Annotated in this window: 22 protein-coding genes; 20 read left to right on the forward strand and 2 right to left on the reverse strand. The window is 57.4% G+C overall.

Annotated elements, in window-relative coordinates; translation table 11 throughout:
- The first annotated feature begins 122 nt into the window (after positions 1–122).
- The 16 genes from KTH07_RS18450 (at position 123) to phnP (ending at position 12,066) form a co-directional block, all read left to right on the forward strand.
- The gene (locus KTH07_RS18450; RefSeq protein ID WP_003860206.1) at positions 123–458 is read left to right on the forward strand and encodes a zinc ribbon domain-containing protein YjdM; all 336 of its coding nucleotides are present in this window, start codon (positions 123–125) and stop codon (positions 456–458) included.
- Between the two features lie 80 nt (positions 459–538).
- Positions 539–970, forward strand: a complete 432-nt coding sequence (gene yjdN, locus KTH07_RS18455) for a VOC family metalloprotein YjdN (protein ID WP_032620760.1) — start codon at positions 539–541, stop codon at positions 968–970.
- Positions 971–1,143: 173 nt separating this feature from the next.
- Positions 1,144–1,932: a phosphonate ABC transporter ATP-binding protein gene (gene phnC / locus KTH07_RS18460; protein ID WP_003860210.1), complete on the forward strand. Its 789-nt coding sequence runs from the start codon at positions 1,144–1,146 to the stop codon at positions 1,930–1,932.
- A 23-nt stretch (positions 1,933–1,955) separates the two neighbouring features.
- A complete protein-coding gene (gene phnD / locus KTH07_RS18465; RefSeq protein ID WP_032104778.1) occupies positions 1,956–2,972 on the forward strand; it encodes a phosphonate ABC transporter substrate-binding protein in 1,017 nt (338 codons plus the stop codon).
- Between the two features lie 116 nt (positions 2,973–3,088).
- The gene (gene phnE / locus KTH07_RS18470; protein ID WP_032620758.1) at positions 3,089–3,868 is read left to right on the forward strand and encodes a phosphonate ABC transporter, permease protein PhnE; all 780 of its coding nucleotides are present in this window, start codon (positions 3,089–3,091) and stop codon (positions 3,866–3,868) included.
- A gap of 20 nt (positions 3,869–3,888) precedes the next feature.
- Positions 3,889–4,614: a phosphonate metabolism transcriptional regulator PhnF gene (gene phnF, locus KTH07_RS18475; RefSeq protein ID WP_006810434.1), complete on the forward strand. Its 726-nt coding sequence runs from the start codon at positions 3,889–3,891 to the stop codon at positions 4,612–4,614.
- Positions 4,615–5,067, forward strand: coding sequence for a phosphonate C-P lyase system protein PhnG (gene phnG, locus KTH07_RS18480; protein WP_015570223.1), 453 nt, complete (start codon positions 4,615–4,617; stop codon positions 5,065–5,067).
- Positions 5,064–5,648, forward strand: coding sequence for a phosphonate C-P lyase system protein PhnH (gene phnH / locus KTH07_RS18485; protein ID WP_003860219.1), 585 nt, complete (start codon positions 5,064–5,066; stop codon positions 5,646–5,648). The genes phnG and phnH overlap by 4 nt, the downstream gene beginning before the upstream one ends.
- On the forward strand, positions 5,648–6,712 hold the full coding sequence (locus KTH07_RS18490) for a carbon-phosphorus lyase complex subunit PhnI (protein WP_015570222.1): 1,065 nt from the start codon (positions 5,648–5,650) through the stop codon (positions 6,710–6,712). The genes phnH and KTH07_RS18490 overlap by 1 nt, the downstream gene beginning before the upstream one ends.
- Positions 6,705–7,550: an alpha-D-ribose 1-methylphosphonate 5-phosphate C-P-lyase PhnJ gene (gene phnJ, locus KTH07_RS18495; RefSeq protein WP_006810438.1), complete on the forward strand. Its 846-nt coding sequence runs from the start codon at positions 6,705–6,707 to the stop codon at positions 7,548–7,550. Before KTH07_RS18490 ends, phnJ begins: the two co-directional genes overlap by 8 nt.
- Positions 7,547–8,302, forward strand: a complete 756-nt coding sequence (gene phnK, locus KTH07_RS18500; RefSeq protein WP_015570221.1) for a phosphonate C-P lyase system protein PhnK — start codon at positions 7,547–7,549, stop codon at positions 8,300–8,302. The genes phnJ and phnK overlap by 4 nt, the downstream gene beginning before the upstream one ends.
- A 207-nt stretch (positions 8,303–8,509) precedes the next feature.
- Positions 8,510–9,190, forward strand: a complete 681-nt coding sequence (gene phnL, locus KTH07_RS18505) for a phosphonate C-P lyase system protein PhnL (protein WP_015570220.1) — start codon at positions 8,510–8,512, stop codon at positions 9,188–9,190.
- Entirely contained in the window at positions 9,187–10,323 is a 1,137-nt protein-coding gene (gene phnM / locus KTH07_RS18510; protein ID WP_015570219.1) for an alpha-D-ribose 1-methylphosphonate 5-triphosphate diphosphatase, read from the forward strand. Before phnL ends, phnM begins: the two co-directional genes overlap by 4 nt.
- Positions 10,320–10,871 (forward strand): ribose 1,5-bisphosphokinase, encoded by a 552-nt coding sequence (gene phnN, locus KTH07_RS18515; protein WP_032104477.1) that lies wholly within the window; start codon positions 10,320–10,322, stop codon positions 10,869–10,871. Before phnM ends, phnN begins: the two co-directional genes overlap by 4 nt.
- Positions 10,864–11,298, forward strand: a complete 435-nt coding sequence (gene phnO, locus KTH07_RS18520) for an aminoalkylphosphonate N-acetyltransferase (protein WP_015570217.1) — start codon at positions 10,864–10,866, stop codon at positions 11,296–11,298. The genes phnN and phnO overlap by 8 nt, the downstream gene beginning before the upstream one ends.
- Before the next feature lie 9 nt (positions 11,299–11,307).
- Complete coding sequence (gene phnP / locus KTH07_RS18525) at positions 11,308–12,066, forward strand: phosphonate metabolism protein PhnP (RefSeq protein WP_032620756.1); 759 nt, start codon at positions 11,308–11,310, stop codon at positions 12,064–12,066.
- A 54-nt stretch (positions 12,067–12,120) separates the two neighbouring features.
- Here the strand turns inward: phnP and yjdP are convergent, their stop codons facing one another.
- Both yjdP and rpiB read right to left on the reverse strand, forming a co-directional pair.
- On the reverse strand, positions 12,121–12,444 hold the full coding sequence (gene yjdP / locus KTH07_RS18530) for a DDRRRQL repeat protein YjdP (protein WP_017382647.1): 324 nt from the start codon (positions 12,442–12,444) through the stop codon (positions 12,121–12,123).
- Between the two features lie 69 nt (positions 12,445–12,513).
- The gene (gene rpiB, locus KTH07_RS18535) at positions 12,514–12,963 is read right to left on the reverse strand and encodes a bifunctional allose-6-phosphate isomerase/ribose-5-phosphate isomerase RpiB (RefSeq protein WP_023295775.1); all 450 of its coding nucleotides are present in this window, start codon (positions 12,961–12,963) and stop codon (positions 12,514–12,516) included.
- Between the two features lie 351 nt (positions 12,964–13,314).
- Between rpiB and alsR the strand changes: the two genes are divergently transcribed.
- The 4 genes from alsR to alsC all read left to right on the forward strand — a co-directional run bounded on the left by alsR (position 13,315) and on the right by alsC (position 17,773).
- Complete coding sequence (alsR, locus tag KTH07_RS18540) at positions 13,315–14,205, forward strand: D-allose utilization transcriptional regulator AlsR (RefSeq protein ID WP_015570213.1); 891 nt, start codon at positions 13,315–13,317, stop codon at positions 14,203–14,205.
- 64 nt (positions 14,206–14,269) lie between these two features.
- The gene (gene alsB, locus KTH07_RS18545) at positions 14,270–15,205 is read left to right on the forward strand and encodes a D-allose transporter substrate-binding protein (RefSeq protein WP_015570212.1); all 936 of its coding nucleotides are present in this window, start codon (positions 14,270–14,272) and stop codon (positions 15,203–15,205) included.
- A 76-nt stretch (positions 15,206–15,281) separates the two neighbouring features.
- The gene (gene alsA, locus KTH07_RS18550; protein WP_032620755.1) at positions 15,282–16,814 is read left to right on the forward strand and encodes a D-allose ABC transporter ATP-binding protein AlsA; all 1,533 of its coding nucleotides are present in this window, start codon (positions 15,282–15,284) and stop codon (positions 16,812–16,814) included.
- Complete coding sequence (gene alsC / locus KTH07_RS18555) at positions 16,793–17,773, forward strand: D-allose ABC transporter permease (RefSeq protein WP_017382644.1); 981 nt, start codon at positions 16,793–16,795, stop codon at positions 17,771–17,773. The genes alsA and alsC overlap by 22 nt, the downstream gene beginning before the upstream one ends.
- Positions 17,774–17,781: the final 8 nt, after the last annotated feature.

Genomic DNA, 17,781 nt, shown 5'->3' on the forward strand with positions numbered 1-17,781 from the left:
TTTTTATAAAACAATATCACCGACAAAAGTGGGGATTTGCGTTATACTCGCTGCCTTTTTCGGCACACTGCCGTCATTTAGCTGGCGTTTTCCAGCGTGTTAACACTTTTGAGGATACCAACATGCAACTTCCACACTGCCCGAAATGCAATTCTGAATACACCTATGAAGACAATGGCATGTTCGTTTGCCCGGAATGCGCCCATGAATGGAACGATGCGGAGCCTGCACAGGACAGCGATGCGCTGATCGTGAAAGACGCGAACGGCAACCTGCTGGCAGACGGCGACAGCGTTACCGTTGTGAAAGATCTGAAGGTAAAAGGCAGTTCCTCCATGCTGAAGATCGGCACTAAAGTCAAAAATATCCGTCTGGTTGAAGGCGATCATAATATCGACTGCAAAATTGACGGCTTCGGTCCGATGAAACTGAAATCTGAGTTCGTGAAAAAGAACTGATTGTCCCGCCCGGTGACGCTTCGCTTACCGGGCGTTCGGGAACTAGACTTAACGGGCTTTTCTTACGTGAGGTAAAGATTATGCCGTTAAGTCCCTACATCTCTTTCGCCGGCAACTGTGCGGAGGCGACCGCCTTCTATCAGCAGGCCATCGGCGCAGAACTCCTCTACAAAATCACCTTCGGCGAAATGCCCAAAGACGAAAACAGCGAAGAAGGCTGTCCGTCAGGCATGAACTTCCCGGATACCGCCATCGCCCACTCTAATGTCCGCATTGCCGGCAGCGATATCATGATGAGCGATGGTCTGCCACCCGGTAGCAACACGCAGTACGCCGGATTTACGCTGGTGCTCGACACGCAGGACGTGGATGAAGGCAAACGCTGGTTCGACAACCTCTCTGATGGCGGCAATGTCGAAATGGCCTGGCAGGAGACTTTCTGGGCGCACGGATTCGGGAAAGTCACCGATAAATACGGCGTGCCGTGGATGATTAACGTCGTTAAATCGTAGGCCACATAAGCGCAGCGCATCCGGCAACAGCGCCCGGAGACGCTGCGCTGACCGGGCCTGCGGTGATTGTCATCAAACTCCCCTCAACTCTTCAAATTCCCGCAACCGAGACTTAACCCAAATGTCATATTGATGCGCCAGCATGAGGCCACATTTATCGTGAGGCCCGGCACATGCAAACTGTCATTCGCGTCGAGAAACTGAGCAAAACCTTCCATCACAACAAGGCGCTGCATGCCGTTGATCTGACCGTCCAGCAGGGCGAAATGGTGGCGCTGTTGGGGCCGTCTGGTTCAGGTAAATCAACCCTTCTTCGTCACTTGAGCGGCCTGATTACCTGTGACAAAACGCCGGAAAGCCGCGTCGAACTGCTGGGTAACACCGTGCAACATGCGGGGCGTCTGGCGAGCGATATTCGCAAAAGCCGCGCCCAGACGGGCTATATCTTTCAGCAGTTCAACCTGGTGAACCGCCTGACCGTGCTCGAGAACGTGCTGATTGGCGCGCTCGGCAGCACCCCGTTCTGGCGCACCTGCCTGCGCTGGTTCTCCCCATCCCAGAAGCAAGAAGCCCTACAGGCGCTGACCCGCGTCGGCATGGCGCATTTCGCCCACCAGCGCGTCTCCACGCTCTCCGGCGGACAGCAGCAGCGCGTCGCCATCGCCCGCGCCCTGATGCAGAAAGCCAAAATCATTCTGGCCGATGAACCTATCGCCTCGCTGGACCCGGAATCGGCCCGCATCGTGATGGAAACCCTGCGCGACATCAACCAGAACGACGGCATCACCGTGGTGGTGACGCTGCATCAGGTGGATTACGCCCTGCGCTACTGCGAGCGCATCGTCGCCCTGCGTCAGGGCCATGTGTTCTTCGATGGCGCAAGCCACCAGTTTGATAACGAACGTTTCGATCATCTCTACCGCAGCGTAAACCGCGTCGAAGAGCGCGCGCAGGCTGCTTAACGTCCCCATAACGAGGAATGGACATGAACTACAAAGCCGTTGCCGCGCTGGCCTTCACCAGCATGTTCAGCATCAGCACCCTGCTAAGCCCTGCTTACGCTGAGGAACAGGAAAAAGCGCTGAACTTTGGCATCATTTCAACGGAATCACAGCAAAACCTGAAGCCGCAGTGGGAACCGTTCCTGAAAGATATGGAAACCAAACTGGGGATCAAAGTAAACGCCTTCTTCGCCCCGGACTACGCGGGCATCATTCAGGGAATGCGCTTCAACAAAGTCGACATCGCCTGGTATGGCAACCTCTCTGCTATGGAAGCGGTAGATCGCGCGAACGGCCAAGTCTTCGCCCAGACCGTTGCGGCAGACGGCTCCCCGGGCTACTGGAGCGTGCTGATCGTTAACAAAGACAGCCCGATCAACAATCTCAACGACATGCTCGCCAAACGCAAAGAGCTGACCTTTGGTAACGGCGACCCGAACTCCACTTCCGGCTTCCTCGTCCCTGGCTATTACGTCTTCGCGAAAAACAACGTCTCCGCCAGCGACTTTAAGCGCACGGTCAACGCCAGCCACGAAACCAACGCCCTGGCCGTGGCGAATAAGCAGGTTGACGTCGCCACCAACAACACTGAAAACCTCGACAAGCTGAAGACCTCCGCGCCGGACAAGCTGAAGGAAATCAAGGTTATCTGGAAATCGCCGCTGATCCCGGGCGACCCGATCGTGTGGCGCAAAAACCTCTCTGAGAATACCAAGGACAAGGTCTACGACTTCTTTATGAACTACGGCAAAACGCCGGAAGAGAAAGCGGTTCTGGCGCGTCTGGGCTGGGCGCCGTTCCGCGCGTCCAGCGATTTGCAGCTGGTGCCGATTCGCCAGCTGGCGCTGTTCAAGCAGATGCAGGGCGTGAAGGACAACAAGGGTCTGAAGGAAGAAGAGAAGACCAGCAAAGTGTCGGAAATTCAGGCGCAGCTGGACGATCTCGACCGCCTGACCGCCGCGCTCGGCGCCATGACCAGCGTGAATAAAGCGGTGCAGTAACGCTTTTCTCCCTCTCCCTGTGGGAGAGGGCCGGGGTGAGGGCATCAGCACGCACATTTCCCCCTCACCCTAACCCTCTCCCACAGGGAGAGGGGACTAAACCCAAAGGAGCCAACATGCAAACCATCACCCTCCCGCCGCCAAAGCGCAGCTGGTTCTCGCTCATAAGCTGGGCCGTTCTGCTGGCGGTGCTCGTTATCTCCTGGAAGGGCGCGGAGATGGATCCGCTGCTGCTCTTCAAAGATTCCGGCAACATGGCGACCTTCGCCGCCGACTTCTTCCCGCCGGACTTCAGCCAGTGGCAGGACTACCTCGGTGAAATGGCGATCACCCTGCAAATTGCCGTCTGGGGCACCGCCCTCGCCGTGATCCTCTCCATTCCGTTTGGCCTGATGAGCGCCGAAAACATCGTGCCGTGGTGGGTTTACCAGCCGATGCGTCGCCTGATGGACGCCTGTCGCGCCATCAACGAAATGGTCTTTGCGATGCTGTTCGTGGTCGCCGTCGGCCTGGGTCCGTTCGCGGGCGTGATGGCGCTGTTCATCCACACCACCGGCGTGCTCTCCAAGCTGCTCTCCGAAGCGGTTGAAGCCATCGAGCCCGGCCCGGTGGAAGGCATCCGCGCAACCGGAGCGAACAAAATCGAAGAGATCCTGTACGGCGTCCTGCCGCAGGTGATGCCGCTGCTCATCTCCTACTCCCTGTACCGCTTCGAGTCCAACGTTCGCTCCGCCACCGTGGTCGGCATGGTGGGCGCAGGCGGCATTGGCGTCACCCTGTGGGAAGCCATTCGTGGTTTCCAGTTCCAGCAAACCTGCGCCCTGATGGTGCTCATCATCGTCACCGTGAGCCTGCTGGATTTCCTCTCTCAACGTTTGCGTAAGCACTTCATCTGAGAAGCGAGGCTTTGATTTGTATGCACTTATCCAGACATCCGACCAGTTACCCCACCCGCTGGCAAGAGATTGCGGCAAAGCTCGAAGTGGAGCTGCGCACGCACTACCGCTGCGGAGACTACCTGCCCGCTGAGCAGCAGCTTGCCGACCGCTACGAAGTGAATCGCCACACCCTGCGTCGCGCCATCGATCAACTGGTGGAGCGCGGCTGGGTCCAGCGCCGTCAGGGCGTCGGCGTACTGGTGCTGATGCGTCCGTTCGACTACCCGCTCAATGCCCAGGCGCGTTTTAGCCAGAACCTGCTCGATCAGGGCAGCCACCCCACCAGCGAAAAGCTGCTGTCAGTCCTGCGCCCCGCCTCCCGCCACGTGGCGGACGCGCTGGGGATTCAGGAGGGCGACAACGTCGTTCACCTGCGCACGTTGCGCCGGGTGAACGGCGTGGCGGTCTGTCAGATCGACCACTACTTCGCGGACCTCACCCTCTGGCCCGTGCTGCAACATTTCGCCAGCGGTTCCCTGCATGATTTTCTTCAGGACGCGACGGGTATCGCGCTCAAACGCACCCAGACGCGCATCAGCGCCCGCCGCGCGCAGGCGAAAGAGAGCAAGGTGCTGGAGATCCCCAACATGGCCCCGCTGCTCTGCGTGCGCACCCTCAACCACCGTGACGGCGACGTCAACGCAACGGAATACTCCGTCAGCCTGACCCGCGCCGACATGATTGAATTTACCATGGAGCACTGAATGCACTTCGACACCTCCACTCGTCAGCGCTGGATGCGCGTGCTGGCCCACAGCCAGCCTAATGCGCTGGCTGCCCGCATGAGCACGCTCGGCCTGACGCCGGACTACGACACGATCCGCGCGCCGGAGATCGGCCTGGTGCAGATCCAGGCACGCATGGGCGGCACCGGCGAGCGCTTCTTCGCCGGCGATGCCACCCTCACCCGCGCGGTGATCCGCCTGAAAAGCGGCACGCTGGGCTACGGCTACGTACTTGGGCGCGACAAAACGCACGCCGAGCGCTGCGCAGCGATCGACGCGCTTTTACAGGAACAGCCGCATTTTCAGACGTTAATGGAAACCCTTATTGCCCCGCTGGAAGCCGACCGCGCCGCACGCCTTGCCGCGCGTCAGGCCGAAGTGAATACCAGCCGGGTCGACTTCTTTACGCTCGTTCGCGGAGACAACGCATGACGCTTCAACCTGCTTTTACCCTGGCCGTCCAGGATGCCCAACAGAGTTTCCGTCGCCTGCTGAAAGCCATGAGCGAGCCGGGCGTCATTGTCTCGCTGCACCAGCTCTCCCAGGGCTGGCTGCCGCTGAACCTCGCCTCGACCAGCGTGCTGCTGACCCTGGCGGACAACGACACCCCGGTATGGCTGTCAGGCGCATTGCTGAACGATATCGCCAGCCAGAACCTGCGCTTTCACACCAACGCGCCGCTGGTCGAGCAGCCCCAGCAGGCGGTCTTCGCCGTGGCCGACGAGCAAATCAGCCACGAACAGCTTAACGCCCTGAGCGAAGGCAGCGCCGTCGCACCAGAAACCAGCGCTACGCTGATTTTGCAGGTCTCCAGCCTGAGCGGTGGCCGCATGCTGCGCCTGACGGGTGCAGGGATTGCCGACGAGCGGATGGTCGCCCCCCAGCTGCCGGAGTGCATCATTCATGAGCTGACCGAGCGCCCGCATCCGTTCCCGCTCGGTATCGACCTGATCCTGACCTGCGGCGAGCGCCTGCTGGCGATCCCGAGAACCACTCACGTGGAGGTGTGCTGATGTACGTTGCCGTCAAAGGGGGCGAGAAGGCGATCGCCGCCGCCCATGCCTTGCAGGCGCACAGACGCCGGGGGGATGACGCCCTTCCCGAGCTGAGCGTCGCCCAGATTGAACAGCAGTTAAACCTGGCCGTCGACCGCGTGATGACCGAAGGCGGCATCGCGGACCGCGAACTGGCGGCGCTGGCGCTGAAACAGGCCAGCGGCGATAACGTGGAAGCCATCTTCCTGCTGCGCGCTTACCGCACTACGCTTGCGAAGCTGGCGGTTAGCGAGCCGGTGAATACGGCGGAAATGCGATTAGAGCGCCGTATTTCTGCGGTGTACAAAGATATTCCTGGCGGCCAGCTGCTTGGTCCGACCTACGACTACACCCATCGCCTGCTGGACTTCACTCTGCTGGCGAACGGTGAAACACCGCAGCTCAGCGTCTCTGACGCTGAACAAGACGCCTCCCCGCACGTCTTTAGCCTGCTGGCAAACCAGGGGCTGGCGAAGGCGGAGGAGGACACCGGCAGCACACCGGATGACATCACCCGCACGCCGCCGGTCTATCCCTGTTCGCGCTCGTCCCGCCTGCAACAGCTGATGCGCGGTGACGAAGGGTATCTGCTGGCGCTGGCCTACTCCACTCAGCGCGGCTATGGGCGCAACCACCCCTTCGCGGCAGAGATCCGCAGCGGTTATATCGACATTGAAATCGTGCCGGAAGAGCTGGGTTTTGCGGTGAACATCGGCGAACTGCTGATGACCGAGTGCGAAATGGTCAACGGTTTTGTCGCGCCAGAGAATGAAGATCCGCACTTTACCCGCGGCTACGGGCTGGTGTATGGCCTGAGCGAGCGCAAGGCGATGGCGATGGCGCTGGTTGACCGTGCGCTCCAGGCGCCGGACTACGGCGAGCATATTGCAGGCCCGGCACAGGACGAAGAGTTCGTGCTGGCCCACGCGGATAACGTTGAGGCCGCCGGCTTTGTCTCGCACCTCAAGCTGCCGCACTACGTCGATTTCCAGGCCGAACTGGAACTGCTGAAACGCCTGCAACGGGAGCGCGCCAATGGCTAACTTAAGCGGCTACAACTTTGCCTATCTGGACGAACAAACTAAACGCATGATCCGCCGCGCCATCCTTAAGGCAGTGGCGATCCCCGGCTACCAGGTGCCATTCGGCGGCCGCGAAATGCCAATGCCCTACGGCTGGGGCACGGGCGGTATTCAGATCACCGCCAGCGTGATCGGCGAAGCGGACGTGCTTAAGGTCATCGACCAGGGGGCAGACGACACCACCAACGCCGTGTCGATCCGCAACTTCTTTAAGCGCGTAACGGGCGTTAATACTACCGAAAAAACCGAAGACGCGACGCTGATCCAGACCCGTCACCGCATTCCGGAGACCCCGCTGACTGAAGATCAGATTTTGATTTTCCAGGTGCCGATCCCGGAGCCGCTGCGTTTTATTGAGCCGCGGGAAACCGAAACCCGCACCATGCACGCCCTGGAAGAGTACGGGATCATGCAGGTCAAACTGTATGAGGACATCGCCCGCTTCGGCCATATCGCCACCACCTACGCCTACCCGGTGAAGGTGAACGGCCGCTACGTGATGGACCCGTCGCCGATCCCGAAATTCGATAACCCGAAGATGGACATGATGCCCGCCCTGCAACTTTTTGGCGCCGGACGTGAAAAACGCATCTACGCCGTACCGCCGTACACCCGTGTGGAGAGCCTGGATTTTGACGATCACCCGTTTACGGTGCAGGAGTGGGACGAGCCGTGCGCCATCTGCGGTTCGAAGCATAGCTATCTGGATGAAGTGGTGCTGGACGACACGGGCAAACGGATGTTTGTCTGCTCCGACACCGATTACTGCCGCCAACAGAGCGAGGCGAACAGCCAATGAAACCGCTGCTTTCGGTTAATAACCTGACTCACCTTTATGCGCCGGGCAAAGGCTTTAGCGACGTGTCGTTTGAGCTGTGGCCGGGCGAAGTGCTGGGCATTGTCGGCGAGTCCGGCTCCGGTAAAACCACCCTGCTGAAGTCCATCTCCGCGCGCCTGACGCCGCAGAATGGCGACATTTTGTATGAGGGCGTGTCGCTGTATGGCATGAGTGAAGCCGATCGCCGCCGCCTGCTGCGCACCGAGTGGGGCGTGGTGCACCAGCACCCGATGGATGGCCTGCGCCGCCAGGTGTCGGCGGGGGGCAACATCGGCGAACGGCTGATGGCCACCGGCGCGCGCCACTACGGCAACATCCGCGCCACGGCGCAGCACTGGCTGGAAGAGGTTGAAATTCCCGCCTCGCGCATCGACGACCTGCCGACCACCTTCTCCGGCGGCATGCAGCAGCGTTTACAGATTGCCCGCAATCTCGTCACCCATCCGAAGCTGGTGTTTATGGATGAACCGACCGGCGGGCTGGACGTCTCTGTACAGGCTCGCCTGCTCGACCTGCTGCGCGGCCTGGTGGTGGAGCTAAACCTGGCGGTGGTGATTGTCACCCACGATTTAGGCGTCGCGCGCCTGCTGGCAGACCGCTTGCTGGTGATGAAGCAGGGTCAGGTGGTGGAAAGTGGGTTAACCGACCGCGTGCTCGACGATCCCCATCATCCGTATACCCAGCTGCTGGTGTCGTCCGTATTGCAGAACTGAGGGCGCGGTTGCCGGGTGGCGCTGCGCTTACCCGGCCTACGAACACCGCACCTTGTAGGCCGGGTAAGGCGAAGCCGCCACCCGGCAAAACGAACACCGCACCCGTAGGCCGGGTAAGGCGAAGCCGCCACCCGGCAAAACGAACACCGCACCCGTAGGCCGGGTAAGGCGAAGCCGCCACCCGGCAAAACGAATCGCGAGGCCAAAATGATCCACGTTGAAAATGTCAGTAAAACCTTTGTGCTCCACCAGCAAAACGGCGTCCGCCTGCCGGTACTGCAAAATGCCTCGTTAGAGGTCAGCAACGGCGAATGCGTGGTGCTGCATGGCCATTCCGGCAGCGGAAAATCCACCCTGCTGCGCTCCCTGTATGCCAACTACCTGCCGGACGAAGGCCATATTCATATTCGCCATAACAATGAATGGGTCGATCTGGTTCAGGCTCCCGCGCGCAAAGTGCTGGAAGTGCGCCGCTCGACGATCGGCTGGGTCAGCCAGTTCCTGCGGGTGATCCCGCGGATCTCCGCCCTGGACGTGGTCATGCAACCCCTGCTGGATCTCGGCGTGCCGCGCGAAACCTGCGCCGCTAAAGCCGCCAGCCTGCTGACGCGCCTCAACGTACCGGAGCGTCTGTGGCACCTCGCCCCGTCGACCTTTTCCGGCGGCGAGCAGCAGCGCGTCAACATCGCCCGCGGCTTTATCGTCGATTACCCGATTTTACTCCTGGATGAACCCACCGCCTCGCTCGACAGTAAGAACAGCGCAGCGGTGATGGAACTGATCGAACAGGCCAAAGCGCGCGGCGCGGCGATCGTCGGGATCTTCCACGACGACGCCGTACGCCAACGCGTGGCGGACAGACTGCACCCGATGGGGACAAACGTATGATTATCAATAATGTCAGGCTGGTGCTGGAAAATGAGGTCGTGAACGGCTCGGTTGAGGTGCGGGACGGTGTCATCCGCGCCTTTGCCGAAACCCGGAGCCGCACTCCTGAAGCGATGGACGGCGAAGGCGGCTGGCTGCTGCCGGGGCTGATTGAGCTGCATACCGATAATCTCGATAAATTCTTCACCCCGCGCCCAAAGGTGGACTGGCCTGCTCATTCAGCGATGAGCAGCCACGACGCGCTGATGGTCGCCAGCGGCATCACCACGGTGCTGGACGCGGTGGCGATTGGCGACGTGCGCGACGGCGGCGATCGCCTGGAGAACCTGGAGAAGATGATCAACGCCGTGGAGGAGACGCAAAAGCGCGGCCTCAACCGCGCCGAGCACCGCCTGCACCTGCGCTGCGAGCTGCCGCACCACACCACCCTGCCGCTGTTTGAGAAGCTGGTGGGCCGCGAGCCGGTCTCGCTGGTTTCCCTGATGGATCACTCGCCGGGGCAGCGCCAGTTCGCCAACATTGAAAAGTATCGCGAATACTATCAGGGCAAATATTCGCTCAACGACGCGGAGATGGCGCGCTACGAAGAAGAGCAGCTCCAGCTTGCGGCCCAGTGGTCGCAGCCGAATCGCCTCTCCATTGCCGCGATGTGCCGGGACCGGAATATTGCCCTGGCCAGCCATGACGACGCCACGCACGATCACGTGCGCGAATCCCACCAGCTTGGCAGCGTGATAGCTGAATTTCCCACCACGTTTGAAGCGGCAGAGGCATCGCGTAAGCACGGCATGAACGTCCTGATGGGCGCGCCAAATATCGTGCGCGGCGGATCGCACTCCGGCAACGTGGCGGCAAGCAGGCTCGCCTCGCTCGGCCTGCTGGATATCCTCTCCTCTGACTATTACCCCGCCAGCCTGCTGGACGCGGCCTTCCGCGTCGCGGACGACGAGAACAACAGCTTCACGCTGCCACAGGCGATTCGCCTGGTGACGAAAAACCCGGCCAGCGCGCTTAATCTTCACGATCGCGGTGAAATTGCCGAGGGGAAACGGGCCGATCTGGTGCTCGCCCACCGTAAGGGCGAGCACATTCATATCGACCACGTCTGGCGTCAGGGAAAAAGGGTGTTCTGATGGGAAGACTCATCTGGTTAATGGGCCCGTCCGGCTCCGGGAAGGACAGCCTGCTGTCGGCGTTACGGCAGCGGGAACATTCACAGCTGCTGGTCGCGCACCGCTATATCACGCGCGATGCCAACGCCGGAAGCGAGAACCATATCGCCCTGAGCGAGCAGGAGTTTTTTACCCGCGCCGGACAAAACCTGCTGGCGCTGAGCTGGCATGCCAACGGTTACTACTATGGCGTCGGTATTGAGATTGACCTCTGGCTGCATGCGGGGTTCGACGTACTGGTTAACGGCTCGCGGGCGCATCTCCCGCAGGCTCGCGCCCGGTACGAAGCGGCGCTGCTCCCGGTCTGTTTGCAGGTTTCCCCGGACGTTCTCCGTAGCCGGCTGCAAAAGCGGGGGCGCGAAAACGCGCGCGAGATCGACCAGCGGCTGGAACGGGCGGCGCGCTACACCCCGTCGGGTTGCCATCTCCTCAATAACGACGGAAGTTTGCTACAGTCAGTCGAGACCTTGCTATCGCTTATTCGCCAGAAGGAGAAACAGCATGCCTGACTGCCAGCTTCGCCCCGCCACCGCCGACGATGCGCCGATCGTTTACGCGCTGATCTGCGAACTTAAGCAGGCCGAGTTCGATCATCAGGCGTTTCACGCCGGGTATCTGGCCAACTTGCAGGATCACAATATGCGTTACCAGCTGGCCGAGCTGGACGGGCAGATCATCGGTATGATCGGCCTGCATATGCAGTTTCACCTGCATCACGCCCGCTGGATCGGCGAGATCCAGGAGCTGGTGGTGATGCCGCAGGCGCGCGGATTAAAAGTGGGCAGCCAGCTGCTGGCCTGGGCAGAGGACGTCGCGCGACAGGCAGGCGCCGAGCTGACCGAGCTTTCCACCAGCGTGAAGCGCGTGGACGCGCACCGTTTTTATGTTCGTGAAGGATATACGCAAAGCCATTTCCGCTTCACCAAACCGCTGTAGAGGTGCGTTATGAGTCTGACGATCACGCTGACAGGAACCGGAGGGGCTCAGCTGGTGCCGGTGTTTGGCTGCGACTGCGCGGCGTGCCGACGGGCGCGTTTACAGGAAAATTATCGCCGTCGCCCCTGTAGCGCGGCGGTGAAATTCAACGATTCGGTCACCTTGCTGGACGCGGGTATTCCACACCTGATGGACGACTGGCCCGCGGGGAGTTTCAGGCAGATTTTGCTTACCCATTATCATATGGATCACGTTCAGGGGCTTTTTCCTCTGCGCTGGGGCGTGGGAGCGACCATTCCGGTTTACGGTCCGCCGGACGACGCAGGCTGTGACGACCTGTTCAGGCATCCGGGCCTTCTCGATTTCAGCCACACGGTGGAGCCGTTTGTGATGTTTGAACTTCAGGGCTTGCGGGTCACGCCGCTGCCGCTCAACCATTCAAAACTCACGTTTGGCTATCTGCTGGAGTCCGCCCACAGCCGCGTGGCGTGGCTTTCTGATACCGCCGGGCTACCGGATAAAACGGTGACGTTTCTGCTAAACAATCAGCCGCAGGCGATGATTATCGACTGTAGCCATGAACCGCGCCCGGAGACGCCGCGCAACCATTGTGACTTGAATACGGTGATTGCGCTGAACGAGGTGATTGGCTGTCCGCAGGTGATCCTGACGCATATCAGCCATCAGTTTGACGTGTGGATGATGAATAACCCGCTGCCGTCCGGCATTGAAGCGGGGTATGACGGGATGGTGCTGGTGTTGGATTAAATTTTGCCGGGTGGCGGCTGCGCCTTACCCGGCCTACGCGTTGCAATACCAGGGTTACCACCGATCGTAATCATCCTCTAACCGGCGCTCATCCTCTTCTAACCGACGCCGATCGTCATCCAGCTGCCGCTGACGCTCGTCTAAACGCTGGCGTCGATCTTCTAACTGTCGACGACGATCGTCGTACTGGCGGCTGTCGGTTTGACGGCTGCGATCGTAACGATCGTCGTCGTCATCATTACGGCTGCTGCCGGGGTTATAGGCGTCGTTGATCGCCTGCTGAATATTGCCAATGGCATCATCAATCACATCGGCATGCGCCAGTTGGCTGGTTAAAGTCAGCAGACCCAATAACAGAGCGGTAGAGTAACGTTTCATAAGGCCAGACTCGCAGGTGAACTGGCCTTACGGTAATGAATGGCAGGGAACCGGGGTAGCGGAGGAATCTCAATTCCTGGCCTGTTCAATCGCCCCTATCGCATCGACTCGCGCCTGATGTCGTCCCCCTTCAAACGGTGCATTTAGCCAGGCATCGACGATCATTTTTGCCAGCTCCAGTCCGACCACGCGCGAACCAAATGCCAGCACATTCGTGTTGTTATGCTGCCTTGAAAGCTGAGCTGAATAAGGTTCGCTACAGACCACTGCGCGGATGCCCGGGAACTTATTGGCCGTAATGGAGATCCCTACCCCCGTTCCGCAGATCAGGATGCCGCCATCCACCTCCTTATCGATAATAGCCTGTGCAACCGCGCTGGCATAATACGGGTAGTCAGTACGCTCCGGAGAACAGGTGCCTTTATCCACCACGTCGATGCCACGCGCGCGCAGATGGGCCAGAATATCCTCTTTCAGCATAAAACCTACGTGATCGCAGCCAAATGCAATCTTTTTCATAATAAACCTCATCGTGGGTTAACTTTACGAACTCGATGGAGTTGTGATTTAAGACCGGTCAGTTGTGCAATAAAACCTCAAAACCATCGAGTTCTGCGCGTGTTCTACACCCCTGACTTTGACATTTCAACTCTCTCATGACGGTATATTTCTTACGGCATGCATTAAAATCCGTTAACGTGTCATAATTATATTATTGATTTTTAAGGTCATCCTAAAGCAACCGCCCATCAAAACTTCACAGACAATAAAACTTTATGAATTTTCAAACATTGTGAAGTTGCCAGCATATTTTCATGCCAGAGTGTGGTGATATAGTGTCGTCTTCATTTTTAAGGACAAAAGAGAGCGATGAGTCAGTCAGAATTTAAAAAAGAGCTGCCTAACGGCATTGGCCTTGCACCGTACCTGCGCATGAAGCAGGAAGGCATGACCGACAACGAAAGCCGTATCGTCGACTGGCTGCTCCAGCCGGGTAACCTGAGCGGCGCGCCTGCGATTAAAGACGTTGCCGAAACGCTGATGGTGTCGGAAGCGATGATCGTGAAAGTGGCCAAACTGCTCGGCTTTAGCGGTTTCCGTAACCTGCGTGCGGCGCTGGTCGACTACTTCTCGCAATCCGAACAAGTATTACCTGCGGAACTCGCTTTTGATGAAGCACCACAGGATGTGGTTAACAAAGTGTTCAATATTACGCTGCGCACCATTATGGAAGGCCAGTCGATAGTGAACGTGGATGAAATTCACCGCGCGGCACGTTTCTTCGCCCAGGCCAACCAGCGCGATCTGTACGGTGTGGGTGGTTCTAACGCTATTTGCGCCGACATCCAGCATAAGTTTCTACGCATCGGCGTGCGCTGCCAGTCGTATCAGGACGCGCACATTATGATGATGTCGGCATCGCTGCTGAAGGAAGGGGATGTGGTACTGGTGGTCTCCCATTCCGGCCGCACCAGTGATGTGAAAGCAGCAGTTGAGTTAGCAAAAAAGAACGGCGCCAAAATTATCTGTATTACTCATAGCTACCATTCACCGATTGCTAAACTTGCTGATTATATTATTTGTTCGCCAGCACCAGAGACCCCGTTATTAGGGCGCAACGCCTCCGCGCGTATATTACAGCTTACATTATTAGATGCGTTATTTGTTTCCGTTGCACAACAAAACATCGAACAGGCCACACTTAATATGCAAAAAACCGGCGCTATTGTGGATTTCTTCTCTCCTGGCGCACTGAAGTAAATTAAAAGGTTAATCCTGCTCAGGCGGGATTAACAACAACATACCCTACATTGAGAACACTGCTATGAATAAATATCTGAAATATTTCAGCGGCGCCGCTATGGGCTTAATGTTATCCACCAGCGCGTTTGCTGCTGCGGAATATGCGGTGGTATTAAAAACGCTCTCCAATCCATTCTGGGTGGATATGAAGAAAGGGATTGAAGATGAAGCCAAAACCCTGGGAGTAAGCGTTGATATTTTTGCCTCGCCGTCAGAAGGGGATTTTCAGTCCCAGCTACAGCTGTTCGAAGATCTGAGTAATAAAAAATACAAGGGTATCGCTTTTGCCCCACTCTCCTCCGTGAATCTGGTCATGCCCGTCGCGCGCGCCTGGCAGAAAGGTCTCTATCTGGTGAATCTCGATGAAAAAATCGATATGGATAACCTGAAAAAAGCAGGTGGCAATGTAGAGGGGTTTGTCACAACGGACAACGTGGCCGTCGGCGCAAAAGGGGCCGATTTTATTATCAATAAACTTGGTGCGGAGGGGGGCGAAGTCGCAATCATTGAGGGTAAAGCCGGTAACGCATCGGGCGAGGCGCGCCGCAATGGCGCAACAGAAGCCTTCAAAAAAGCAAACCAAATTAAGCTGGTTGCCAGCCAGCCCGCTGACTGGGATCGCATTAAAGCTCTGGATGTGGCAACCAACGTGCTGCAACGAAACCCGAATCTGAAAGCCTTCTACTGCGCGAACGATACCATGGCAATGGGCGTGGCACAGGCGGTGGCAAACGCCGGTAAAATCGGCAAAGTGCTGGTGGTCGGCACCGATGGTATCCCAGAGGCGCGTAAGATGGTCGAAGCCGGTCAGATGACGGCAACCGTCGCACAAAACCCGGCGGACATCGGGGCGACCGGCCTGAAATTAATGGTGGATGCCGCGAAAACCGGGAAAGTCATCCCGCTGGAAAAAACGCCTGAATTCAAGTTGGTGGATTCGATTCTGGTGACAAAATAACGCAGAACTGTGCGGCTTGATGCCCTCACTCCGGCCCTCTCCCACAGGGAGAGGGTGAACAGAGAAGGAAATAAACATGGTCACGCCATATATCTCGATGGCGGGGATCGGCAAATCCTTTGGTCCGGTTCACGCATTAAAATCGGTTGATTTAACTATATACCCTCATGAGATCCACGCGTTATTAGGGGAAAATGGTGCCGGTAAATCAACCTTAATGAAAGTATTGTCGGGAATTCATGAACCGACCAAAGGCTCCATTATTATTAATGAAAAGAATTACGACAAATTGGATCATAAACTGGCAGCAAGACTGGGCATCGGCATTATATATCAGGAACTCAGCGTTATTGATGAATTAACCGTGCTGGAAAATCTATATATAGGCCGTCACCTGACTAAAAAGGTTTGTGGCATCAGGATTATTGACTGGAAAGAGATGCGCATTCGCGGTGCGATGATGCTCTTACGCGTCGGATTAAAAGTCGATTTAGATGAAAAAGTAGCGAATTTATCCATCAGCCATAAACAGATGCTGGAAATCGCGAAAACCTTAATGCTCGATGCCAAAGTGATCATTATGGATGAACCCACATCTTCATTAACCAATAAAGAGGTGGATTATCTTTTCTTGATCATGAATCAGCTGCGTAAAGAAGGCACCGCCATTGTCTATATCTCGCATAAGCTCGCGGAAATCCGCCGCATCTGCGACCGCTACACGGTAATGAAAGACGGTTCCAGCGTATGCAGTGGCCTGGTGAGTGACGTTTCAAACGACGACATTGTGCGCCTGATGGTCGGCCGCGAACTGCAAAACAGCTTTAACGCCATGAAAGAGAGCACCGGCAACATCGAACGCGACACGGTGTTTGAGGTGAACAACGTCACCAGCCGGGACAAGAAAAAAGTGCGTGATATTTCGTTCAGCGTGAACCGCGGCGAAATACTGGGTTTTGCGGGTCTGGTCGGCTCGGGACGTACCGAACTGATGGACTGTCTCTTCGGCGTGGATAAACGCGCGAGCGGTGAAATTCGCCTCAACGGCAAAACCATCTCCCCGCATTCGCCTCTGGATGCGTTGAAAAAAGGGATGGCCTACATCACCGAAAGCCGCCGCGAAAATGGCTTTTTCCCTAATTTCTCTATCGCCCAAAACATGGCCGTCAGCCAGAGCCTGAAAAACGGTGGCTATAAAGGGGCCATGGGGCTCTTTCGCGAGCATGAAGAACGCAAGACCGCCGAAGCACAGCGCCAGTTGCTGGCGTTGAAGTGCCAAAGCGTAGAGCAAAACATCACCGAACTCTCCGGCGGCAATCAGCAAAAGGTGCTGATTTCTAAATGGCTGTGTTGCAACCCGGACGTCATCATTTTTGATGAACCCACGCGAGGCATCGACGTCGGCGCAAAGGCCGAAATCTACAAGGTGATGCGCCAGCTGGCTGACGAAGGCAAGGTCATCCTGATGGTGTCATCTGAATTACCTGAAATTATCGCCGTCTGCGACCGCATCGCCGTGTTCTGCGAAGGGCGGCTGACGCAAATCCTGACCAATCGCGACGACATGAGCGAAGAGGAGATCATGGCATGGGCATTACCACAAGAGTGAAAGGCGATATGGCGGAGAAAAAGCCATTTAACTTCGCGCTGTTCTGGGACAAGTACGGTACCTTTTTTATCCTCGCGATTATAGTCGCCATCTTTGGCACGCTGTCATCGGAGTACTTCCTCACCACCAACAACATCACGCAGATTTTTGTCCAGAGCTCGGTAACGGTGCTGATCGGGATGGGCGAATTCTTTGCCATCCTTGTCGCGGGTATTGATCTGTCCGTCGGAGCCATTCTGGCACTCTCCGGCATGGTGACTGCCAAACTGATGCTGGCTGGTGTCGACCCGTTTTTTGCAGCACTGATTGGCGGCGTACTGGTCGGCGGCGCGCTGGGGGCGATCAATGGCTGTCTGGTCAACTGGACCGGGCTACATCCGTTCATTATCACTCTCGGTACTAACGCCATTTTTCGCGGCATCACGCTGGTGATTTCCGACGCTAATTCCGTCTATGGCTTCTCGTTCGACTTTGTAAACTTCTTCGCTGCCAGCGTCCTCGGGATACCCGTACCGGTCATCTTCTCGCTGATCGTCGCGGTGATCCTCTGGTTCCTCACCACCCGTATGCGGCTAGGGCGCAATATCTACGCCCTGGGCGGTAACAAAAACTCGGCGTTCTACTCCGGCATCGACGTGAAGTTTCATATTCTGGTGGTGTTCATTATTTCTGGCGTATGCGCCGGGCTGGCGGGCGTGGTGTCGACTGCGCGTCTGGGCGCAGCGGAGCCGCTGGCCGGGATGGGATTTGAAACATACGCCATCGCCAGCGCCATCATCGGCGGAACCAGCTTCTTCGGCGGTAAAGGCCGCATCTTCTCGGTCGTGATTGGTGGTCTCATCATCGGCACCATCAATAACGGACTCAATATCTTACAGGTACAAACCTACTACCAGCTGGTGGTAATGGGCGGGTTGATTATCGCCGCTGTTGCCCTCGACAGATTGATCAGTAAGTAAGGAAATCA

Source organism: Enterobacter cloacae complex sp. ECL72, assembly GCF_019056635.1.
GTDB lineage: Bacteria > Pseudomonadota > Gammaproteobacteria > Enterobacterales > Enterobacteriaceae > Enterobacter > Enterobacter hormaechei_C.

Bases quoted from the DNA above. Each gene is read 5' to 3' on its own strand.
- KTH07_RS18450 (WP_003860206.1), top strand. From the start codon at position 123: ATGCAACTTCCACACTGCCCGAAATGCAATTCTGAATACACCTATGAA.
- yjdN (WP_032620760.1), top strand. From the start codon at position 539: ATGCCGTTAAGTCCCTACATCTCTTTCGCCGGCAACTGTGCGGAGGCG.
- phnC (WP_003860210.1), top strand. From the start codon at position 1,144: ATGCAAACTGTCATTCGCGTCGAGAAACTGAGCAAAACCTTCCATCAC.
- phnD (WP_032104778.1), top strand. From the start codon at position 1,956: ATGAACTACAAAGCCGTTGCCGCGCTGGCCTTCACCAGCATGTTCAGC.
- phnE (WP_032620758.1), top strand. From the start codon at position 3,089: ATGCAAACCATCACCCTCCCGCCGCCAAAGCGCAGCTGGTTCTCGCTC.
- phnF (WP_006810434.1), top strand. From the start codon at position 3,889: ATGCACTTATCCAGACATCCGACCAGTTACCCCACCCGCTGGCAAGAG.
- phnG (WP_015570223.1), top strand. From the start codon at position 4,615: ATGCACTTCGACACCTCCACTCGTCAGCGCTGGATGCGCGTGCTGGCC.
- phnH (WP_003860219.1), top strand. From the start codon at position 5,064: ATGACGCTTCAACCTGCTTTTACCCTGGCCGTCCAGGATGCCCAACAG.
- KTH07_RS18490 (WP_015570222.1), top strand. From the start codon at position 5,648: ATGTACGTTGCCGTCAAAGGGGGCGAGAAGGCGATCGCCGCCGCCCAT.
- phnJ (WP_006810438.1), top strand. From the start codon at position 6,705: ATGGCTAACTTAAGCGGCTACAACTTTGCCTATCTGGACGAACAAACT.
- phnK (WP_015570221.1), top strand. From the start codon at position 7,547: ATGAAACCGCTGCTTTCGGTTAATAACCTGACTCACCTTTATGCGCCG.
- phnL (WP_015570220.1), top strand. From the start codon at position 8,510: ATGATCCACGTTGAAAATGTCAGTAAAACCTTTGTGCTCCACCAGCAA.
- phnM (WP_015570219.1), top strand. From the start codon at position 9,187: ATGATTATCAATAATGTCAGGCTGGTGCTGGAAAATGAGGTCGTGAAC.
- phnO (WP_015570217.1), top strand. From the start codon at position 10,864: ATGCCTGACTGCCAGCTTCGCCCCGCCACCGCCGACGATGCGCCGATC.
- phnP (WP_032620756.1), top strand. From the start codon at position 11,308: ATGAGTCTGACGATCACGCTGACAGGAACCGGAGGGGCTCAGCTGGTG.
- yjdP (WP_017382647.1), bottom strand. From the start codon at position 12,444: ATGAAACGTTACTCTACCGCTCTGTTATTGGGTCTGCTGACTTTAACC.
- rpiB (WP_023295775.1), bottom strand. From the start codon at position 12,963: ATGAAAAAGATTGCATTTGGCTGCGATCACGTAGGTTTTATGCTGAAA.
- alsR (WP_015570213.1), top strand. From the start codon at position 13,315: ATGAGTCAGTCAGAATTTAAAAAAGAGCTGCCTAACGGCATTGGCCTT.
- alsB (WP_015570212.1), top strand. From the start codon at position 14,270: ATGAATAAATATCTGAAATATTTCAGCGGCGCCGCTATGGGCTTAATG.
- alsA (WP_032620755.1), top strand. From the start codon at position 15,282: ATGGTCACGCCATATATCTCGATGGCGGGGATCGGCAAATCCTTTGGT.
- alsC (WP_017382644.1), top strand. From the start codon at position 16,793: ATGGGCATTACCACAAGAGTGAAAGGCGATATGGCGGAGAAAAAGCCA.